Source organism: Aeromicrobium sp. (assembly GCF_025965075.1).
Lineage (GTDB): Bacteria > Actinomycetota > Actinomycetes > Propionibacteriales > Nocardioidaceae > Aeromicrobium.
In genome coordinates, this window is record NZ_JAOPXQ010000057.1 from 1 (window position 1) to 16,048 (window position 16,048).

The following is a 16,048-nucleotide window of genomic DNA, read 5'->3' on the forward strand; positions in this document are numbered from 1 at the left end:
TCGCTGGTGCTCGACCAGTTCGGTCGCAACCTGACGCAGGACGCCCGCGAGGGCAAGCTCGACCCGGTCATCGGGCGCGAGCAGGAGATCGAGCGGGTCATGCAGATCCTCTCCCGCCGTACCAAGAACAACCCGGTCCTCATCGGCGAGCCCGGCGTCGGCAAGACGACGATCGTCGAGGGCCTGGCCCAGGACATCGTCAAGGGCAACGTCCCCGAGACGCTCAAGGACAAGCAGATCTACACGCTCGACCTGGGCGCGCTGGTGGCCGGCTCGCGCTACCGCGGTGACTTCGAGGAGCGCCTGAAGAAGGTGCTCAAGGAGATCCGCACCCGCGGCGACATCGTGCTGTTCATCGACGAGATCCACACCCTCGTCGGTGCGGGTGCGGCCGAGGGTGCGATCGACGCCGCCAGCATCCTCAAGCCGATGCTGGCTCGCGGTGAGCTCCAGACGATCGGTGCCACCACGCTCGACGAGTACCGCAAGTACCTCGAGAAGGACGCCGCGCTCGAGCGCCGCTTCCAGCCGATCCAGGTCGCGGAGCCGTCGATCGCGCACACGATCGAGATGCTCAAGGGCCTGCGGGACCGCTACGAGGCCCACCACCGCGTCACGATCACCGACGAGGCCCTGGTCTCGGCGGCGACGCTGGCCGACCGCTACATCTCCGACCGGTTCCTCCCCGACAAGGCCATCGACCTGATCGACGAGGCCGGCTCGCGGCTGCGGATCCGCCGGATGACTGCCCCCGCGGACCTGCGCGAGTACGACGACAAGATCGGTGACGTGCGCCAGCGCAAGGAGGCCGCGATCGACGGCCAGGACTTCGAGGCCGCCGCGCGCCTGCGCGACGAGGAGAAGCAGCTGATCGCGAAGAAGGCCGACCGCGAGAAGCAGTGGCGCGCCGGTGACATGGACGAGGTCGCCGAGGTGGACGAGGAGCTCATCGCCGAGGTCCTCGCCGTCGCGACGGGCATCCCGATCGTGAAGCTCTCCGAGGAGGAGTCCACGCGGCTGCTCAACATGGAGGAGGAGCTGCACAAGCGGGTCATCGGGCAGGAGGAGGCCGTCAAGGCGATCTCCCGCGCCATCCGTCGCACCCGCGCCGGCATGAAGGACCCGAAGCGCCCCGGCGGCTCGTTCATCTTCGCCGGCCCGTCGGGTGTCGGTAAGACCTGGCTGTCCAAGAGCCTCGCCGAGTTCCTCTTCGGCGACGAGGACGCGCTGATCCAGCTCGACATGTCGGAGTACGGCGAGAAGCACACGGTCTCGCGGCTCTTCGGCTCGCCCCCCGGCTACGTCGGCTACGAAGAGGGCGGCCAGCTCACCGAGAAGGTGCGCCGCAAGCCGTTCTCGGTCGTGCTCTTCGACGAGGTCGAGAAGGCGCACCCGGACATCTTCAACAGCCTGCTGCAGATCCTCGAGGAAGGTCGTCTGACCGACTCGCAGGGCCGCGTGGTCGACTTCAAGAACACCGTCATCATCATGACCACCAACCTCGGTGCGCGTGAGATCTCCAAGGGTGTCAACCTGGGCTTCAGCCAGGCCGGCGACACCGCGGGGTCCTACAACAAGATGAAGGAACGCGTCTCGATCGAGCTCAAGCAGCACTTCCGGCCCGAGTTCCTCAACCGTGTCGACGAGATCATCGTCTTCCCGCCGCTGACGCAGGAGGAGATCCTGCAGATGGTGGACATGATGATCGCGTCGCTCGAGAAGCGTCTGGCCGAGAAGGACATGAACATCGAGCTCACGCTCGAGGCCAAGGACCTGCTGTCGAGGCGTGGCTTCGACCCGGTCCTGGGTGCTCGTCCGTTGCGCCGCACGGTGCAGCGCGAGATCGAGGACGTCATGGCCGAGAAGCTGCTCTACGGCGAGCTCAACCCGGGCCAGCTGGTCCTGGTCGGTGTCGAGGGCGAGGGCGCGGATGCCGTCTTCACCTTCGAGGGTCGCAACAAGGCAGATCTCGAGCTCGAGATGCCCGAGGTGCCGCCGGCCGTCGAGGCTTCGGCCGAGTAGCTCCCGCACGACACAGAAGCCCCCGCAGCGAAGATGCTGCGGGGGCTTCGTCGTACGTGGCTCAGTGGGAGGTCTGGACGTTCAGCAGGACGACGCCGGTGATGATCAGCGCGATCGAGGCGATCTTGAGCAGGTTGACCGGCTCGTCGAGGAACACGACCCCGACGACCGCGATCGCTGCGGTGCCCAGCCCGGCCCAGATCGCGTACGTCACGGAGACCGGGATCTGCTTGACGACGAGCGTCAGCAGCCAGATCGACAAGGCGTAGCCGCCGACGACGACGGTGGTCCACACCGGGTTGGTGAATCCCTCGGCACGGGGGAGCGCGGCCGTCGCGAACACCTCGGTGGCGATCGCGACCAGCAGGAGTGCGGCAGCGACGAACATGATGACCCTGACTTTCTGTAGCACTTGCTACGTCTCCAATGTAGCACTTGCTACACTGGAGTCAATGAACAAGAAGGAAGAGCTGGCCGAGGCCGCCACGGACCACGCCCTGGAGCACGGGCTGATCGGGCTGAGCCTGCGCCCGCTGGCCGCCGCGATCGGCACGAGCGACCGGATGCTGATCTATCACTTCGGCTCCAAGGACGAGCTGGTCGCCGCCGTGCTGGCGACGTCCAACGAGCGCTCGATCGCGATCATCCAGGCCCTGCCGCCGTCACCGTCGGTGCACCAGGCCGTCGTCGACCTGTGGGCGGCGTTCGGTGACCCCCAGCTGCAGCGGTGCCAGCGGATGTACGTCGAGGCGGCGGCCCTCGGGCTGTTCGGTCGCGAGCCCTACGCCACCTCGGTGGTCGACTCCAACAATGGCTGGATGGCGGCCATGACGGCGCACCTGCACGCCTCGGGCGCCGACGAGGAGCAGGCGCCGGCGATGGCGGCCGTGGTGGACGCGACGTTCAACGGACTGATGCTGGACCGGCCCCTGGAGGGCGACGAGGTGCCCCGGCAGATCGTCGAGGACCTCGCCGCCGCCCTGGCCCACACCGCGGGTCACGGCAGCGCGTAGGTGCCGTCCTCCCGGGCGTCGGCCAGACCGTCCGCGACCAGGCCGTCGAGGCAGCGCTCACGCTGCAACGCATCGGGCCACACGACGTCGAGGGCGTCCTTCGGCACGGCGCCGGGCGCCTCGCGCAGCACTGCCATGAGCCGGCCGCGGCACTGCCGGTCGGTGCCGTCCCACGACTGGCCGCGCCGGACCGGGCCGTCGTACGCCGGGTAGCCCGCGGCCCGCCAGCGGCACAGGTCCGCGACGGGGCACTCGTCGCAGCGTGGCGACCTGGCGGTGCAGACGAGTGCGCCGAGCTCCATCGTCGCGGCCGCCCACACGTGCGCGTCGGTCGTCGGCAGCAGCTCGGCCGCGATCGCGCGCTCGGCGGCCGTGACGCCCGCCGGGGGGAGCTCGACCCCGGACACGACCCGGGAGAGCACCCGCCGCACGTTGGTGTCGAGCACGACGGCTCGCCCGCCGAAGGCGAAGGACTGGACCGCGGCCGCGGTGTAGTCGCCGACACCCGGGAGCGCCAGCAGCTCCTCGCGGCCCGACGGCACCTGACCGCCGTGACGCTCGACGATCGCCGTCGCGGCGGCGTGCAGCCGCAGCGCGCGGCGTGGATAGCCGAGCCGGCCCCACGCGCGTACGGCCTCACCGGTCGGCTCGGCCGCGAGGTCCGCGGGCGTCGGCCACCGCGCGAGCCAGGCCTCGTAGACCGGCAGGACCCGCGCGACGGGCGTCTGCTGCAGCATCAGCTCGGAGACCAAGACGGCCCACGGCGAGGCGTCACGCCGCCATGGCAGATCGCGCGCAGCGGCGCCGAACCAGCCGATGACCTCCTCGTGGAGGCGGGCCGCGTCGGACAGTGGGATTGCAGGGGTCGACATCGTCATGGCGCGTCGATCTTCGCACGAGGCCCGCGACGGATAGCGTAGGACCGTGAGTCAGCGACGGTTGCCAGCGGAGGTCTACTGGCGTCGTCGGCTGTTCGTCCTGGCCGCCGTGATCGCCCTGGTGTGGGCCGTCCTGCAGGTCGTGGGCGGCGGTGACGACACTGACAAGGCGGCGGCGAAGCCGACCGCGACCCCCACGGCCGCGGCGACCGTGGCCCAGACCACCAAGACCGACGGGATCGTCGAGGTGGCCCTCGTCAGCGCGAGCAAGCCGTGCGACCCGGAGAAGATCCGCATCACGCCGAGCGTGCGGCCCCGTCAGACCACCAAGGCGGCGGTCGACATCGGGCTCGTCGTCAGCTCGACCAGCAGGACGGCGTGCACCCTGGCGCCCGACGACGCCGACCTGCTCGCCGTGATCAGTGCCAACGGGACGCCGATCTGGGACTCGACGGTGTGCAAGTCCTCGCTGCTCGACGAGAAGGTCGCGATCTCGCCGCAGTGGTCGACGCTGGCGACGGTGCAGTGGACCGGGCGCGGCTCGGGCTCCAAGTGCTCGCAGAAGGAGGGCTGGGCCTCGCCGGGCACCTACACGGTCCAGGTGGGCACGCTCGGCGGTGAGCCGGGTCGGACGACGTTCTCGATCAAGCCGAAGCCCGAGCCCAGGGCCAGCAAGAGCACGCCGACCCCCGAGCCGACCGAGTCCACCAAGGCGCCCAGCAAGCCGAAGACGACGACCGAGCCGGCCGACTAGCCTCTGCTGGACGCGGGGGCTAGACGTAGCGCTCGAGGATGCTGGACTCCGCGAGGCGGGACAAGCCCTCGCGGACGCCGCGGGCGCGCAGGTCACCCACCCCGTCGACGTTCTGCAGGTCCTCGATGCTGGCGGCGAGCAGCTTCTGCAGCGAGCCGAAGTGCTCGATGAGCCCTTCGACGACGGCGATCGGCAGGCGGGGGATGCGGGCCAGCAGCCGGTAGCCGCGCGGCGCGAGCGGGCCGTCGAGGGTCTCCTCGGTGCCGATACGCAGGGCCCGCGCCACGCCGCCGAGGTCGACGAGCTTGGTCGACTCGATCGCGGCGAGCTCGGCGAGGACCGCCTCGAGGGGGCGGCCCCGACGACCCGTCGGCATGTAGTCACGGATGATGAGCTCCCGCTCGGCGTCGACGCCGCCGATGAGCTCCTCGAGCTGCAGCGCCAGCAGGCGACCGTCGGTGCCGAGCTCGAGGACGTAGGTGTCGATCTCGCCGGCGATGCGGCTGACCATCTCGAGCCGCTGCGCGACCGCCGAGACGTCGCGGACCGTCACGAGGTCCTCGATCTCGAGGGCCGACAGCGCGTCGGAGACCTCGTCGAGCCGGTTGCGGTAGCGCTCGAGCGTCTGCAGCGCCTGGTTGGCGCGGCCGAGGACCGCGCCGGTGTCCTCCAGGACGTGGCGCAGGTCCTCGAGGTAGAGCGCGATGATGTGCATCGAGGCGGACACCGAGATGACCGGGACGCCGGTCTGCCGGGCGACCCGATCGGCCGTACGGTGCCGGGTGCCGGTCTCCTCGGTCGCGATCGACGGGTCCGGCATGAGGTGGACGCCGGCCATCACGATGCGGCTCGCGTCCTTGTCGAGGATGATCGCGCCGTCCATCTTGGCCAGCTCGCGCAGCCCCGTGGCGGTGAACGGGACGTCGAGCGCGAAGCCGCCGGTGGAGATCGCCTCGACGCTCCTGTCGTGGCCGACGACGATCAGCGCACCGGTGCGGCCCCGCAGGATGCGCTCGAGACCCTCCCGCAGGGAGGTGCCGGGGGCTACCGAGGACAGGGCCGCACGCATGCGGGTCGACGCGTCGAGCTGCGCTGCGCTTCGTTCTGCCGCTGTCGGCATGGGCCTCCCTCCTCAGGTGGGTGACAGTCTACGGGTCACGTACCTGCCCGGGCCGCACCCAGAGACAGCACAGCCTCGGCGATCGTGTGGACCGGTGTGATCGCGATCGAGCCGGTGAACGAGTCGAGTCCCTCGGACCCGGCCGGCACGATCGCGCGCCGGAACCCGATGCGCTCGGCCTCGCGGAGCCGGGCCGCCAGGTTGCTGACCTTGCGGACCTCCCCGGCGAGCCCGACCTCGCCGATCGCGACCAGATCGGCGGGCGCGACGACCTCCAGGGCGGCGGAGAACGTCGCGATCGCGACCGCGAGGTCGACCGACGGCTCGATCAGCCGGGCGCCCCCGACGGACGCGGTGTAGACGTCGAGCTGGCCCAGGTTGGTGAGCCCGCAGTGCTTGGTCAGGACCGCGAGGATCATCGCGACCCGCGACGAGTCCAGACCGCTGGACGTACGTCGCGGGGACGGCGTCGTCGAGGCGACGCTCAGCGCCTGCACCTCGGCGAGCAGGGGCCGCCGGCCCTCCATCGTCACCGTGACGCACGTGCCGGAGACCGGCTGGTCGTGGCGGGACACGAACAGGCCGGTGGGATCGGGCACCTCCACGATGCCGTCGTCGACGAGGTCGAAGCAGCCCACCTCGTCGACCGGGCCGAACCGGTTCTTGACCGCGCGCAGCAGCCGCAACCGCGACGCGCGATCGCCCTCGAACTGCAGGACGACGTCGACGAGGTGCTCCAGCACGCGGGGACCGGCGACCGTGCCGTCCTTGGTGACGTGCCCGACGAGCAGCGTCGCGACGGCGTCGCGCTTGGCGCGCTGGATCACGGCGGAGGCGACCTCGCGGACCTGGGTCACGCCGCCCGGCACGCCGTCGACGTCGGCCGAGCCGATCGTCTGGACTGAGTCGACGATCAGGAGCCCCGGCTTGACCGTCTCGACATGGGTCAGCACCGCGCCGAGATCGGTCTCGGCGGCCAGGAACAGGTTGTCGTCGAGGGCACCCGTGCGCTCGGCGCGCAGCCGGACCTGCGCGGCGGACTCCTCGCCCGTGACGTAGAGAGTGCGGCGGCCGGCCCGGGCCCAGCGGGCGGCGACCTCGAGCAGCAGCGTCGACTTGCCGACGCCGGGCTCGCCGGCGAGTAGCAGGACACCACCGGGGACGACTCCGCCGCCCAGGACGCGGTCGAGCTCGCCGATCCCGGACGTCACCGAGCGGGCGGACTCGACCTGGACGTGCGTGATGGGGACCGCGGGGGTCGTGACCGCCGTGGCCTGCGTACGGCCGCCGCGTGCGGGAGCCGCGACGTCGACGGTGCCCCACGCCTGGCACTCGCCGCAGCGGCCGACCCACTTGCCGGTCGTCCAGCCGCAGTCCGCACAGGCGTACGTCGGCCGGGTCGTCTTGGTGGAGGTCGCCATGCCGCCAGCCTAGGCGAGGGGAGTGACAGGAACCGCGAGCTAGATGCGGACGTCCCCGTGCGGGGTCGAGAACGTCACGGCCATGATGCCGGGCAGCCCGTGCGGGGCGGTCCAGTTGACCTCGAGCTCGCCCAGCGCGTCGATGACCGGCTCGCCGAGCCAGTCCGCCAGCCGCTGCGGGGACCCGGCGATGTCGAGCGACGTGAGGCCGATCTCCGAGGGCGCCTCCTGCGACGGGTGCTCGGCGGGATCGATGTCCCAGCACGTGACGTAGGGCAGCTGCGGATCGGCGCGCATGCTGCTGGTGCCGATCTGGCGCCACTGGAGGTTGAAGCCATCGGGGCGGCGACGGTTGCCGGGGACGGCGTGCCGGCCGATGCGGTGCTCGACCTCGGTCATGTCGTCGACCGAGACGCACCAGGCCATCCAGCCGCCACCGGCGTCGGAGCGCTCGCGGACGACCTTGCCGAAGGCGGCCTTGTCCGAGGCGGGGTGGTCCAGGACCTCGACGACCTCGAGGTACTGCCGGTTCTGCAGGGGCAGGATCATGTTGCGAGTGCCGAAGCGCGGGTGGACGCCGCCATCGACGAACTCGGCACCCAGCAGCCGACCGAGCTCAGCGGTGGTGCCGGCGAGGCCGTCGGGACCCACGGCGAATGAGACGTGATCGAGATGCATACCGCATTCTCACCCAGCCCGCGATCGGGCCGGGTCATGGGGTCACCGAAGTGGGTCGGCCAGGTGTGGTGTATTGGCGCCGCGGGCCTCGTGGTCCCTGCAATGCCGGGCCAGCTCGGCATAGCCCGCCTCGCCCATCAGCGCGGTCAGCTCGTCCCGGTTGGAGACGTAGACCGGCTCCGGGCCCACGTGCGCCTCGGTGTTGGACGAGCAGTACCAGTCCAGGTCGGCGCCGCCGGGGCCCCAGCCCGCGCGGGTGTACTCCCCGATCTGCGTCTCGGTGTACGTCGTGCCGTCCCCGCGGTCGACGTCTCGGAACTGCCGCCGCAGCGGGAGCTGCCAGCACACGTCGGGCTTGGTCGTGTGCGGCTTGAGGTCGTTGGCCAGGGCGTAGCCGTGCAGCGCGCAGCCGTAGCCGCCCGCGAAGTCCTTCGAGTTGTGGAAGATGCAGGCGCCCTGGAAGGCCCGGGTCTTGAGCTCGCCGTCCGGGTCGGTCTCGGTCCAGCCGCCGCGGTGCCCCTCGTCGTGGTTCTCCCACTGGGCCGGGGTCAGCTGCTCCATCACGAGGCGGGTGCGCTCGGCGTCCTCGTCGTCGGCGAAGTGCGCTCCGAGGGTGCAGCAGCCGGCCTCGGGGCTGGTGTCGTAGATGCCGGGGCAGCCGGCGCCGAAGATGCAGGTCCAGCGCGACGTCAACCACGTCAGGTCGCAACGGAACACCTCCGACGCGTCGGAGGGATTGGTGAACTCGACGTACGTACGGGGGAACCCCAGCTCGACCTCAGGCATTTCGTCGATTCTATCCGGCCCGGGCTCATGTGCCCGGGCCGCCGGCCGGTGAGAGAATCGGGTCATGCGCATGGGCGTCCTCGACATCGGCTCCAACACGGGTCACCTGCTGGTGGTCGACGCGTTCCGCGGCGGCCCACCAGTCCCGGCCCACTCCTACAAGGAGCCGCTGCGGCTCGCGGAGCACCTCGACGCCGACAACGCCGTGACGGACGAGGGCGTCTCCCGGCTCGTCAAGTACGTCGTCGAGGCTCGTGGGGAGGCCGAGGACAAGGGGTGCACCACGGTCCTCGCGTTCGCGACGTCCGCCGTGCGGGACGCCGTCAACGCCGATGCCGTGATCGCGCAGGTCAACCGGGTCAGCGGCCTGGAGCTCAAGGTCCTCAGCGGTGAGGACGAGGCCCGGCTGACGTTCCTGGCGGTCCGACGCTGGTTCGGCTGGTCGGCCGGCCGGCTCGGCGTCTTCGACATCGGCGGCGGGTCCCTGGAGATCGCGGCGGGACCCGACGAGAGCCCCGACGTCGCCCAGTCGATGGCGCTGGGCGCCGGACGCCTCACCCGCGACTGGCTCGACGCCGGCCGGAGCCAGGCCGAGCTGCGGCTGCACGTGCGCGCGACGATCGCCGACGAGGCCGGGATCGTGCTGCGGGGCGGCTCGTTCGACCGGGCCGTCGCGACGAGCAAGACGTTCCGCTCGCTCGCCCGCATCTGCGGCGCCGCGTCGTCCGACGAGGGCCAGTACGTCCGCCGGGTCCTGCGCAAGCGCGACCTGTCCGCGCTCGTCGAGCAGCTGCGGACGATGTCGGTCGAGGAGATCGTCAAGCTGCCGGGCGTCTCGGTCGACCGGGCCCACCAGATGCGGGCCGGCGCGATCGTCGCCGAGGCCACGATGGACCTGTTCGACCTGACCGAGCTCGAGATCTGCCCGTGGGCGCTGCGAGAGGGCATCCTGCTGGAGCATCTCGACCACCTCTGAGGTCCTCCGTCCTACTCTTGTGCACGTGCCCGAACCCATCCGCGTCTCGCTGTCGACGTCCTCGGTCTATCCGGGGTCGACGGCCAGTGGCTTCGAGGCCGCCGCGCGACTGGGCTACGACGGGGTCGAGGTCATGGTCGGCATCGACGACGTCAGCGCCGACATCACCGCGATCAAGGCGCTGAGCTCGTTCCACGGCATGCCGGTCGTGTCGATCCACGCGCCGTGCCTGCTCGTCACGCAGCGGGTCTGGGGCAGCGACCCGTGGGGCAAGCTGCACCGCAGCGCCGAGATGGCCCACGAGGTCGGGGCGACGGTCGTCGTGGTCCACCCGCCGTTCCGGTGGCAGCGCGACTACGCGCGGACGTTCGTCGAGGGGATCGCGGACCTCGAGGCGCAGCACGACATCACGTACGCCGTGGAGAACATGTACCCGTGGCGCACCGGCAAGCGCGAGTTCCAGGCGTACGCGCCAGGCTGGGACCCGGTCACGCAGGACTACGCCCATGTGACCCTCGACCTCTCGCACAGCTCGACAGCGTCGGGCGACCCCGTCGCGATGGCGCAGCTCCTGGGCGACCGCCTCGCCCACGTGCACATCGCCGACGGGTCCGGGTCCGCCAAGGACGAGCACCTGGTCCCGGGACGTGGCACCCAGCCGTGCCGGGAGTTCCTCGAGCACGTCGCGACCGCGGGCTTCGCCGGCGAGATCGTGGTGGAGATCAACACCCGCAAGGCCAAGGACCAGGGCGAGCGGGAGGCGGACCTGCTCGAGGCGCTGGCGTTCTCACGCCTCCACGCGGCGGTCTGAACGCACTATCGTCGGAGCATGATCACCGTCGACCAGCTCCTGACGTTCGGCCTGGCCGCGCTGATCCTCATCGCGATCCCGGGACCCAGCGTCGTCTTCGTGATCGGACGGGCCCTGTCGTACGGCCGGGGCGTCGCCCTCGCGACGGTCCTCGGCAACTCCCTGGGCCTGCTGGTCATCGTGGTCCTGGTCGCGTTCGGGCTGGGGGTCGTCGTGCAGGAGTCGATCGTGGTCTTCACGGTCCTCAAGCTCGCCGGTGCGGGCTACCTGGTGTGGCTCGGGATCCAGGCGATCCGGCACCGGAGGGCGTTCGACGTCGGTGACCCCGGCGCCCCGGCGCGCGTCCTGTCGACGCGGACGGCCGTCCGGCAGGGGTTCGTGGTGGGGATCTCCAACCCCAAGGCGTTCATGATCTTCGCCGCGGTGCTGCCGCAGTTCATCGACCGCGGGGCAGGGCACGTGCAGACCCAGATGCTGCTGCTGGGCCTCGTCGCGTTCACGATCGGGCTGCTGTCGGACAGCCTGTGGGCCGTCATCGCGAGCCGGCTGCGGTCGTGGTTCAACGCGTCGCCACGGCGGGGAGCCGCGCTGGGCACCGTCGGCGGGACGTCGATGATCGGCCTCGGCGTCGGCCTGGCCGTCACGGGTCACCAGCACTGACCCACCGCGGACCCGGGCGCGTGGACGCTAGCGCACCGCCTCCGGGTCGCGCGGGGCCAGGCGGCCGGCGATGACGGCGCCGGCGATGATCTGCATCTGGTGGTAGAGCATCAGCGGCAGCACGATCAGCGCGACGGTGCTGCCGGAGAACAGCACCGTGGCGATCGGCAGCCCGCTGGCGAGGGACTTGTTGCACCCGCAGAACAGCAGCGCCACGCGGTCGGCCCGCTCGAACCCGGCCAGCCGCCCGACCAGCACGGTCCAGCCCATCGCGACCGCGAGGAGGGCCGCGCACACCAGCGCGACGGCGAGGACCGACCAGACGCTCAGCGCGGACCAGATGTGCGCCTCGGCGCCCTCGCTGAACGCGACCAGGACGACCAGGACGATGCTGCTGCGGTCGAACAGCTTGAGCCGTCGATCGTGCCGGGCCACGAAGCCGCCGATGAGTGGTCGCAGCAGCTGGCCCAGCACGAACGGGACGAACAGCTGCAGGACGATCCGGACGATCGACCCGGCGTCGACCCGGGCGTCGGAGGTCATGAGCAGCGCCACGAGCGCGGGGGTCAGGAAGACGCCGATGAGGTTCGAGAGGGACGCGCTGACGACCGCCCCGGCGACGTTGCCGCCGGCGATGCCGGTGTAGACGACGCAGGACTGCACCGTCGACGGGACGAGGCACAGCAGCAGGACCCCGCTCGCCAGGCCGGCGGTCAGGAGGTTTCCGTCGAAGACCTGCAGCGCGAGCCCCAGCACCGGGAACACCGCGAACGTCGTCCCGAGGATCACCAGGTGCAGCCGCCAGTTCTGCAGGCCGGCGACCGTCTCGGCGGTCGAGAGCCGGGCGCCGTAGAGGAAGAACAGCAGCCCGATCGCGACCAGCGACACCTGCTTGAGGACGTCCAGGGCGTCGCCCCTGATGGGGAGGAACGAGGCCCCGACCGCAGCCACCAGCAGCGCCACGATGAACGGGTCGGGTCGGAGGCGCACCCCCCGAGACTAGTGTGGAAGTCATGACTGAACGGATCGCGATCCTCGGCGCCGGTGTGATGGGGGAGACGTTGCTCTCCGCGATCCTCGAGTCGGGGCGGTCGACCGACGACCTCGTCATCAGCGAGAAGCGCCACGAACGGGCCGAGGAGCTGCGCGGCCGCTACGGCGTCGCGGTCACCGGCAACGCCGAGGCCGCCGCGGGGGCCGACGTGGTCCTGCTGGTCGTCAAGCCCCAGGACGTGCCGGCCCTGCTGCAGGAGATCGCCGGGTCCGTACGCCCGGGAGCCACGGTCGTCTCGCTCGCGGCGGGGATCCGGATCGCGACGGTCCAGGCCGCGCTGGCCGACGGTGTCGCGGTCGTCCGGGCGATGCCGAACACCCCGGCGCTGGTCGGCGAGGGCATGTTCGGCATCTCCCCGGGACCCGGCGTCCCGGACGACCGGCTGGCCGCCGTCGTGGCGCTGCTGGAGTCCGGGGGCAAGGTCGTCGTCGTCGACGAGTCGCAGCAGGACGCCGTCACGGCGGTGTCGGGCTCCGGGCCGGCGTACGTCTTCTACCTCGCCGAGGCCATGATCGCCGGCGGAGTCGAGGCGGGCCTCGACGAGGCCACGGCCCGGACGCTCGCCGCGCAGACCCTGGTCGGCTCGGCCAAGCTCCTGTCGGAGTCCGCCGAGACCGCCGGGGAGCTGCGTCGGCGCGTCACCTCGCCCAACGGCACGACCCATGCCGCGATCACGACCTTCGACGAGCGCGGGGTGAAGGACGGGCTCGTCGCGGGGGTCCTCGCGGCAGCCGCCCGGTCGGCGGAGCTGTCATGACCGACGGGCGGGCGTGCGTCGTCTTCGACGAGCACCTCACGCAGTACAACTTCGGTCAGGCCCACCCCATGGCGCCGGTCCGCATCGAGCTCACGATGGACCTCGCGCGTGAGCTCGGCGTGATCGACGGCTTGGACGTCGTGGGCGCCCAGCCCGCGACCGAGGACGAGCTCAACCTGATCCACACCGCCAACTACATCGAGCGGGTCCGCAAGCTCAGCGACCACCCGATCCACGCCGACACGACGATCGGCCTCGGCTCGGAGGACAACCCGGTCTTCCCGCACATGCACGAGGCCAGCTCGCTGATCGCCGGCGCGAGCGTCGAGGCGGCCCGCCGGGTCTGGACCGGTGCCGCGCCGCGGGCCATCAACATCAGCGGCGGCCTGCACCATGCGATGCCGGGCAACGCCAGCGGGTTCTGCATCTACAACGACGTGGCCCTCGCGATCCGCTGGCTGCTCGACAACGGTGCCGAGCGGGTCGCGTACGTCGACGTCGACGCGCATCACGGCGACGGCGTCCAGAAGATGTTCTGGAACGACCCCCGGGTGCTGACGATCTCGATCCACGAGGGCCCCCAGACGTTGTTCCCCGGGACGGGGTTCTCGACCGAGACCGGCGGCGAGGGCGCCGAGGGATCGGCGGTCAACGTCCCGCTGCCGCCCGGCACCTCGGACGCGGGCTGGCTGCGCGCTTTCCACGCCGTCGTCCCACCGCTCGTGCGCGAGTTCGCCCCGGACATCCTGGTGACCCAGCAGGGCTGTGACTCCCACATGGACGACCCGCTGACCAACCTCATGCTCAGCGTCGACGGTCAGCGCGCCTCCTACCTCGCGTTGCGGGACCTGGCCGAGGAGGTGTGCGACGGCAAGTGGGTCGCGACCGGTGGCGGGGGATATGCCGTGATGGACGTCGTCCCGCGCGCCTGGTCACACCTGCTGGCGATCGTCTCCGGGGTCCCGCTGGACCCCTCGACCCTGACGCCGGAGAAGTGGCAGGCGCACATCGCCGAGCTCCGCGGCGCACCCGGACCGGCGCGGATGACGGACGGCCGCTCGGTCGCCTACCGCGCGTGGGAACGAGGCTACGATCCCGCCAGCTGGCTCGACCGCTCGATCCACGCGACCCGTGCTGCGGTGTTCCCGCTGCACGGCCTCGATCCACAGCCCTGAGCACTGGAATTCCGCAAGATTTGTCTCACCTCGTGCGATTTTCCGCAACTACTGTCCCACTGGCATCGGGAGGCACTAGTCTCAACGAAGGCACGCGCGCAGTTTCTCTGGTGGGGAAGCCAGAGAGCGCGCGTGCCCCTCAGGAAGCAGGTGGTGACATGGCATCCGGACCGACGTTCTTGACCGTCGCTGAAGTGGCAGGTCAGATGCGCGTCTCGAAGATGACGGTCTACCGTCTCGTCCACTCCGGTGAGCTGGAGGCGGTCCGTGTCGGCCGCTCGTTCAGGGTCCCCGAGCACGCCGTCCAGGAGTTCCTGGGCAAGTCCTACTTCCAGGCCGGCTGACGCGCGACCCGCCCACTGCTCGTCGGTGTCCGTCCTGCGAGGTCGGCGGCAGCTCCGCCTGCTGCTGACGTGTAGGCTGAGCGGCAGTCATCACCGAGGGCACAGGACGTTTTCACGTCCCCGATCCTGGTCGCTGGCGTCAGTCTCCAAGTGCACACCAGCCACCTGCGCGTGGCCGAACAAGAATTGAGTAGTGACCCGTGGGTTCAGTCATCAAGAAGCGCCGCAAGCGGATGTCGAAGAAGAAGCACCGCAAGATGCTGAAGCGCACACGAGTGCAGCGTCGTCGTCTGGGTAAGTAGCCCCCCATGAGCCGGGTCGTCCTTGTCACAGGTGTGGCGGGCTCGTTCGCGTCGATGTTCGCGCGACGGCTCGCCGACCTCGGCGAGGACTCCGGCATCGACAAGGTCGTCGGGATCGACACGATGGTGCCGGCCCGCGACATCGGCGGCACCAAGTTCGTACGAGCCGACATCCGTACCCCGGTCGTCGGCAAGGTCATCGCGGTCGAGGACGTCGACACCGTCGTGCACCTGGACGTCAATCCGCCTCAGCGCGGACGGGCCGGCGGCGCCAAGGAGCTCAACGTCATCGGGACGATGCAGCTGCTCGCGGCGTGCCAGCGGTCGGCGACGGTCGCCAAGCTCGTGCTCGGCTCCTCGGCCGCCGTCTACGGCTCCTCGCCGCGCGACCCGGCGATGTTCACCGAGTCGCTGCTGGCGCGCAACGGGGTCCGGACCGGATTCCCCAAGGACATCGTCGAGGTCGAGTCGTACGTCCGGGGGTTCTCCCGCCGACGGCCCGACGTCATGATCACGACGATCAGGGCGGCCCAGGTCCTGCACCCCAAGGTCGACTCGCCGTTCGCCAACTACTTCTCCAACCCCGTGCTGCCGACGATGCTGGGCTTCGACCCGCGGCTGCAGTTCCTCGCCCTCGAGGACGCGCTCGCGATCCTGGTCGAGGCCGTCGTCAACGACCGCCCCGGCACGTTCAACGCTGCGGGTGAGGGCGTCATCCAGCTGAGCCAGGCCGCCCGCCGGCTCGGGCGCCCCGTGATCCCCCTCCCGCCGATCGGGTTCGCGATGGCCGCACGCCGGTTCATCCGGGCGATGGGCTCGGACATCCCGCCCGACCTGCACCGGCTGCTGACGTACGGTCGGGCGGTCGACACCACGGCGCTGCGCGAGATCTTCGGCTACGAGCTGACCCGCACGACCGAAGAGGTCTTCGACGACTTCCGGACGACGCTGCGTCCCGGGGTCCTGGCAGTCCTGGGAGGACCCGCATGACGGACGAGCGCAGGACGATCGGCTCCGCCGGCAAGCCCGGCCGCGGCAACGGCGCGACCTCACCGTCCGCCGCGGCACGGTCCCTGGCCGGTGGCTCCGTCACCCGCAAGCCCGTGACGAAGGCCAAGAAGGCCACCGAGCCGGCACCCGGGCCGACGGCCAAGAAGGCGCCCGCCAAGAAGGCGCCCGCCAAGAAGGCGCCCGCGAAGAAGGCCCCGGCCAACAAGGCGGCGCCCCAGAAGTCCCCGCGCGCCGACGGTGCGCCCACCTCGGCCGCCGGCAGGAAGGCCGCCGACCCCAAGCCCCG

At 70.8% G+C, this 16,048-nt stretch carries 18 protein-coding genes and 1 pseudogene; 12 read left to right on the plus strand and 7 right to left on the minus strand.

Annotated features, from left to right (window positions below; genetic code table 11):
* The coding region (locus JWQ91_RS03645) for an ATP-dependent Clp protease ATP-binding subunit (protein ID WP_297780967.1) at positions 1 to 2,022 on the plus strand (2,022 nt) is incomplete at its 5' end.
* 61 nt (positions 2,023 to 2,083) lie between these two features.
* Here the strand turns inward: JWQ91_RS03645 and JWQ91_RS03650 are convergent.
* Positions 2,084 to 2,410 (minus strand): multidrug efflux SMR transporter, encoded by a 327-nt coding sequence (locus JWQ91_RS03650; protein ID WP_297780969.1) that lies wholly within the window; start codon positions 2,408 to 2,410, stop codon positions 2,084 to 2,086.
* Between the two features lie 64 nt (positions 2,411 to 2,474).
* Here JWQ91_RS03650 and JWQ91_RS03655 point away from each other — a divergent pair, with 64 nt between their 5' ends.
* A complete protein-coding gene (locus JWQ91_RS03655; RefSeq protein ID WP_297780972.1) occupies positions 2,475 to 3,035 on the plus strand; it encodes a TetR/AcrR family transcriptional regulator in 561 nt (186 codons plus the stop codon).
* On the opposite strand, the gene JWQ91_RS03660 is transcribed toward JWQ91_RS03655, so the two are convergent.
* Positions 3,020 to 3,907: an A/G-specific adenine glycosylase gene (locus JWQ91_RS03660; protein WP_297780974.1), complete on the minus strand. Its 888-nt coding sequence runs from the start codon at positions 3,905 to 3,907 to the stop codon at positions 3,020 to 3,022. The two genes, JWQ91_RS03655 and JWQ91_RS03660, sit on opposite strands and share 16 nt — an antisense overlap.
* A gap of 52 nt (positions 3,908 to 3,959) precedes the next feature.
* Between JWQ91_RS03660 and JWQ91_RS03665 the strand changes: the two genes are divergently transcribed.
* Positions 3,960 to 4,667, plus strand: a complete 708-nt coding sequence (locus JWQ91_RS03665) for a hypothetical protein (RefSeq protein ID WP_297780977.1) — start codon at positions 3,960 to 3,962, stop codon at positions 4,665 to 4,667.
* Positions 4,668 to 4,686: 19 nt separating this feature from the next.
* Here JWQ91_RS03665 and disA read toward each other — a convergent pair whose 3' ends face one another.
* From disA to JWQ91_RS03685, 4 genes are read right to left on the minus strand one after another with little or no spacing between them, the layout of a single operon-like run.
* Complete coding sequence (gene disA, locus JWQ91_RS03670) at positions 4,687 to 5,787, minus strand: DNA integrity scanning diadenylate cyclase DisA (protein ID WP_297780980.1); 1,101 nt, start codon at positions 5,785 to 5,787, stop codon at positions 4,687 to 4,689.
* A gap of 35 nt (positions 5,788 to 5,822) precedes the next feature.
* Positions 5,823 to 7,208: a DNA repair protein RadA gene (gene radA, locus JWQ91_RS03675; RefSeq protein WP_297780982.1), complete on the minus strand. Its 1,386-nt coding sequence runs from the start codon at positions 7,206 to 7,208 to the stop codon at positions 5,823 to 5,825.
* Positions 7,209 to 7,247: 39 nt separating this feature from the next.
* A complete protein-coding gene (locus JWQ91_RS03680) occupies positions 7,248 to 7,886 on the minus strand; it encodes a VOC family protein (protein WP_297780984.1) in 639 nt (212 codons plus the stop codon).
* Between the two features lie 42 nt (positions 7,887 to 7,928).
* Positions 7,929 to 8,672, minus strand: coding sequence for a hypothetical protein (locus JWQ91_RS03685; RefSeq protein ID WP_297780988.1), 744 nt, complete (start codon positions 8,670 to 8,672; stop codon positions 7,929 to 7,931).
* A 64-nt stretch (positions 8,673 to 8,736) separates the two neighbouring features.
* On the opposite strand from JWQ91_RS03685, the gene JWQ91_RS03690 reads away from it, so the two are divergent.
* From JWQ91_RS03690 to JWQ91_RS03700, 3 genes are read left to right on the plus strand one after another with little or no spacing between them, the layout of a single operon-like run.
* Positions 8,737 to 9,648: a Ppx/GppA phosphatase family protein gene (locus JWQ91_RS03690; protein WP_297780990.1), complete on the plus strand. Its 912-nt coding sequence runs from the start codon at positions 8,737 to 8,739 to the stop codon at positions 9,646 to 9,648.
* Between the two features lie 25 nt (positions 9,649 to 9,673).
* On the plus strand, positions 9,674 to 10,459 hold the full coding sequence (locus tag JWQ91_RS03695; RefSeq protein WP_297780992.1) for a sugar phosphate isomerase/epimerase family protein: 786 nt from the start codon (positions 9,674 to 9,676) through the stop codon (positions 10,457 to 10,459).
* Positions 10,460 to 10,477: 18 nt separating this feature from the next.
* On the plus strand, positions 10,478 to 11,119 hold the full coding sequence (locus tag JWQ91_RS03700; RefSeq protein ID WP_297780996.1) for a LysE family translocator: 642 nt from the start codon (positions 10,478 to 10,480) through the stop codon (positions 11,117 to 11,119).
* 27 nt (positions 11,120 to 11,146) lie between these two features.
* On the opposite strand, the gene JWQ91_RS03705 is transcribed toward JWQ91_RS03700, so the two are convergent.
* A complete protein-coding gene (locus tag JWQ91_RS03705; protein WP_297780998.1) occupies positions 11,147 to 12,109 on the minus strand; it encodes a bile acid:sodium symporter family protein in 963 nt (320 codons plus the stop codon).
* Positions 12,110 to 12,132: 23 nt separating this feature from the next.
* Between JWQ91_RS03705 and proC the strand changes: the two genes are divergently transcribed.
* The 6 genes and pseudogenes from proC to JWQ91_RS03735 all read left to right on the plus strand — a co-directional run.
* Positions 12,133 to 12,930 carry a pyrroline-5-carboxylate reductase gene (proC, locus tag JWQ91_RS03710; protein WP_297781000.1) on the plus strand — a complete coding sequence of 266 codons (798 nt, stop codon included), beginning with the start codon at positions 12,133 to 12,135 and terminating at the stop codon, positions 12,928 to 12,930.
* On the plus strand, positions 12,927 to 14,105 hold the full coding sequence (locus JWQ91_RS03715; protein ID WP_297781003.1) for an acetoin utilization protein AcuC: 1,179 nt from the start codon (positions 12,927 to 12,929) through the stop codon (positions 14,103 to 14,105). The genes proC and JWQ91_RS03715 overlap by 4 nt, the downstream gene beginning before the upstream one ends.
* Before the next feature lie 158 nt (positions 14,106 to 14,263).
* The gene (locus JWQ91_RS03720; protein WP_297781006.1) at positions 14,264 to 14,449 is read left to right on the plus strand and encodes a helix-turn-helix domain-containing protein; all 186 of its coding nucleotides are present in this window, start codon (positions 14,264 to 14,266) and stop codon (positions 14,447 to 14,449) included.
* Between the two features lie 200 nt (positions 14,450 to 14,649).
* Positions 14,650 to 14,751 (plus strand): AURKAIP1/COX24 domain-containing protein, encoded by a 102-nt coding sequence (locus JWQ91_RS03725; protein WP_019143756.1) that lies wholly within the window; start codon positions 14,650 to 14,652, stop codon positions 14,749 to 14,751.
* A 6-nt stretch (positions 14,752 to 14,757) separates the two neighbouring features.
* Entirely contained in the window at positions 14,758 to 15,741 is a 984-nt protein-coding gene (locus JWQ91_RS03730) for an NAD-dependent epimerase/dehydratase family protein (protein ID WP_297781010.1), read from the plus strand.
* Positions 15,738 to 16,048: pseudogene (locus tag JWQ91_RS03735) on the plus strand (hypothetical protein); the annotation flags it as partial. The gene JWQ91_RS03730 and the pseudogene JWQ91_RS03735, both read left to right, overlap by 4 nt.

Coding starts and splice junctions, on each gene's coding strand:
- JWQ91_RS03650 (WP_297780969.1), bottom strand. CDS start 2,410: ATGTTCGTCGCTGCCGCACTCCTGCTGGTCGCGATCGCCACCGAGGTG.
- JWQ91_RS03655 (WP_297780972.1), top strand. CDS start 2,475: ATGAACAAGAAGGAAGAGCTGGCCGAGGCCGCCACGGACCACGCCCTG.
- JWQ91_RS03660 (WP_297780974.1), bottom strand. CDS start 3,907: ATGTCGACCCCTGCAATCCCACTGTCCGACGCGGCCCGCCTCCACGAG.
- disA (WP_297780980.1), bottom strand. CDS start 5,787: ATGCCGACAGCGGCAGAACGAAGCGCAGCGCAGCTCGACGCGTCGACC.
- radA (WP_297780982.1), bottom strand. CDS start 7,208: ATGGCGACCTCCACCAAGACGACCCGGCCGACGTACGCCTGTGCGGAC.
- JWQ91_RS03680 (WP_297780984.1), bottom strand. CDS start 7,886: ATGCATCTCGATCACGTCTCATTCGCCGTGGGTCCCGACGGCCTCGCC.
- JWQ91_RS03685 (WP_297780988.1), bottom strand. CDS start 8,672: ATGCCTGAGGTCGAGCTGGGGTTCCCCCGTACGTACGTCGAGTTCACC.
- JWQ91_RS03690 (WP_297780990.1), top strand. CDS start 8,737: ATGCGCATGGGCGTCCTCGACATCGGCTCCAACACGGGTCACCTGCTG.
- JWQ91_RS03700 (WP_297780996.1), top strand. CDS start 10,478: ATGATCACCGTCGACCAGCTCCTGACGTTCGGCCTGGCCGCGCTGATC.
- proC (WP_297781000.1), top strand. CDS start 12,133: ATGACTGAACGGATCGCGATCCTCGGCGCCGGTGTGATGGGGGAGACG.
- JWQ91_RS03715 (WP_297781003.1), top strand. CDS start 12,927: ATGACCGACGGGCGGGCGTGCGTCGTCTTCGACGAGCACCTCACGCAG.
- JWQ91_RS03720 (WP_297781006.1), top strand. CDS start 14,264: ATGGCATCCGGACCGACGTTCTTGACCGTCGCTGAAGTGGCAGGTCAG.
- JWQ91_RS03730 (WP_297781010.1), top strand. CDS start 14,758: ATGAGCCGGGTCGTCCTTGTCACAGGTGTGGCGGGCTCGTTCGCGTCG.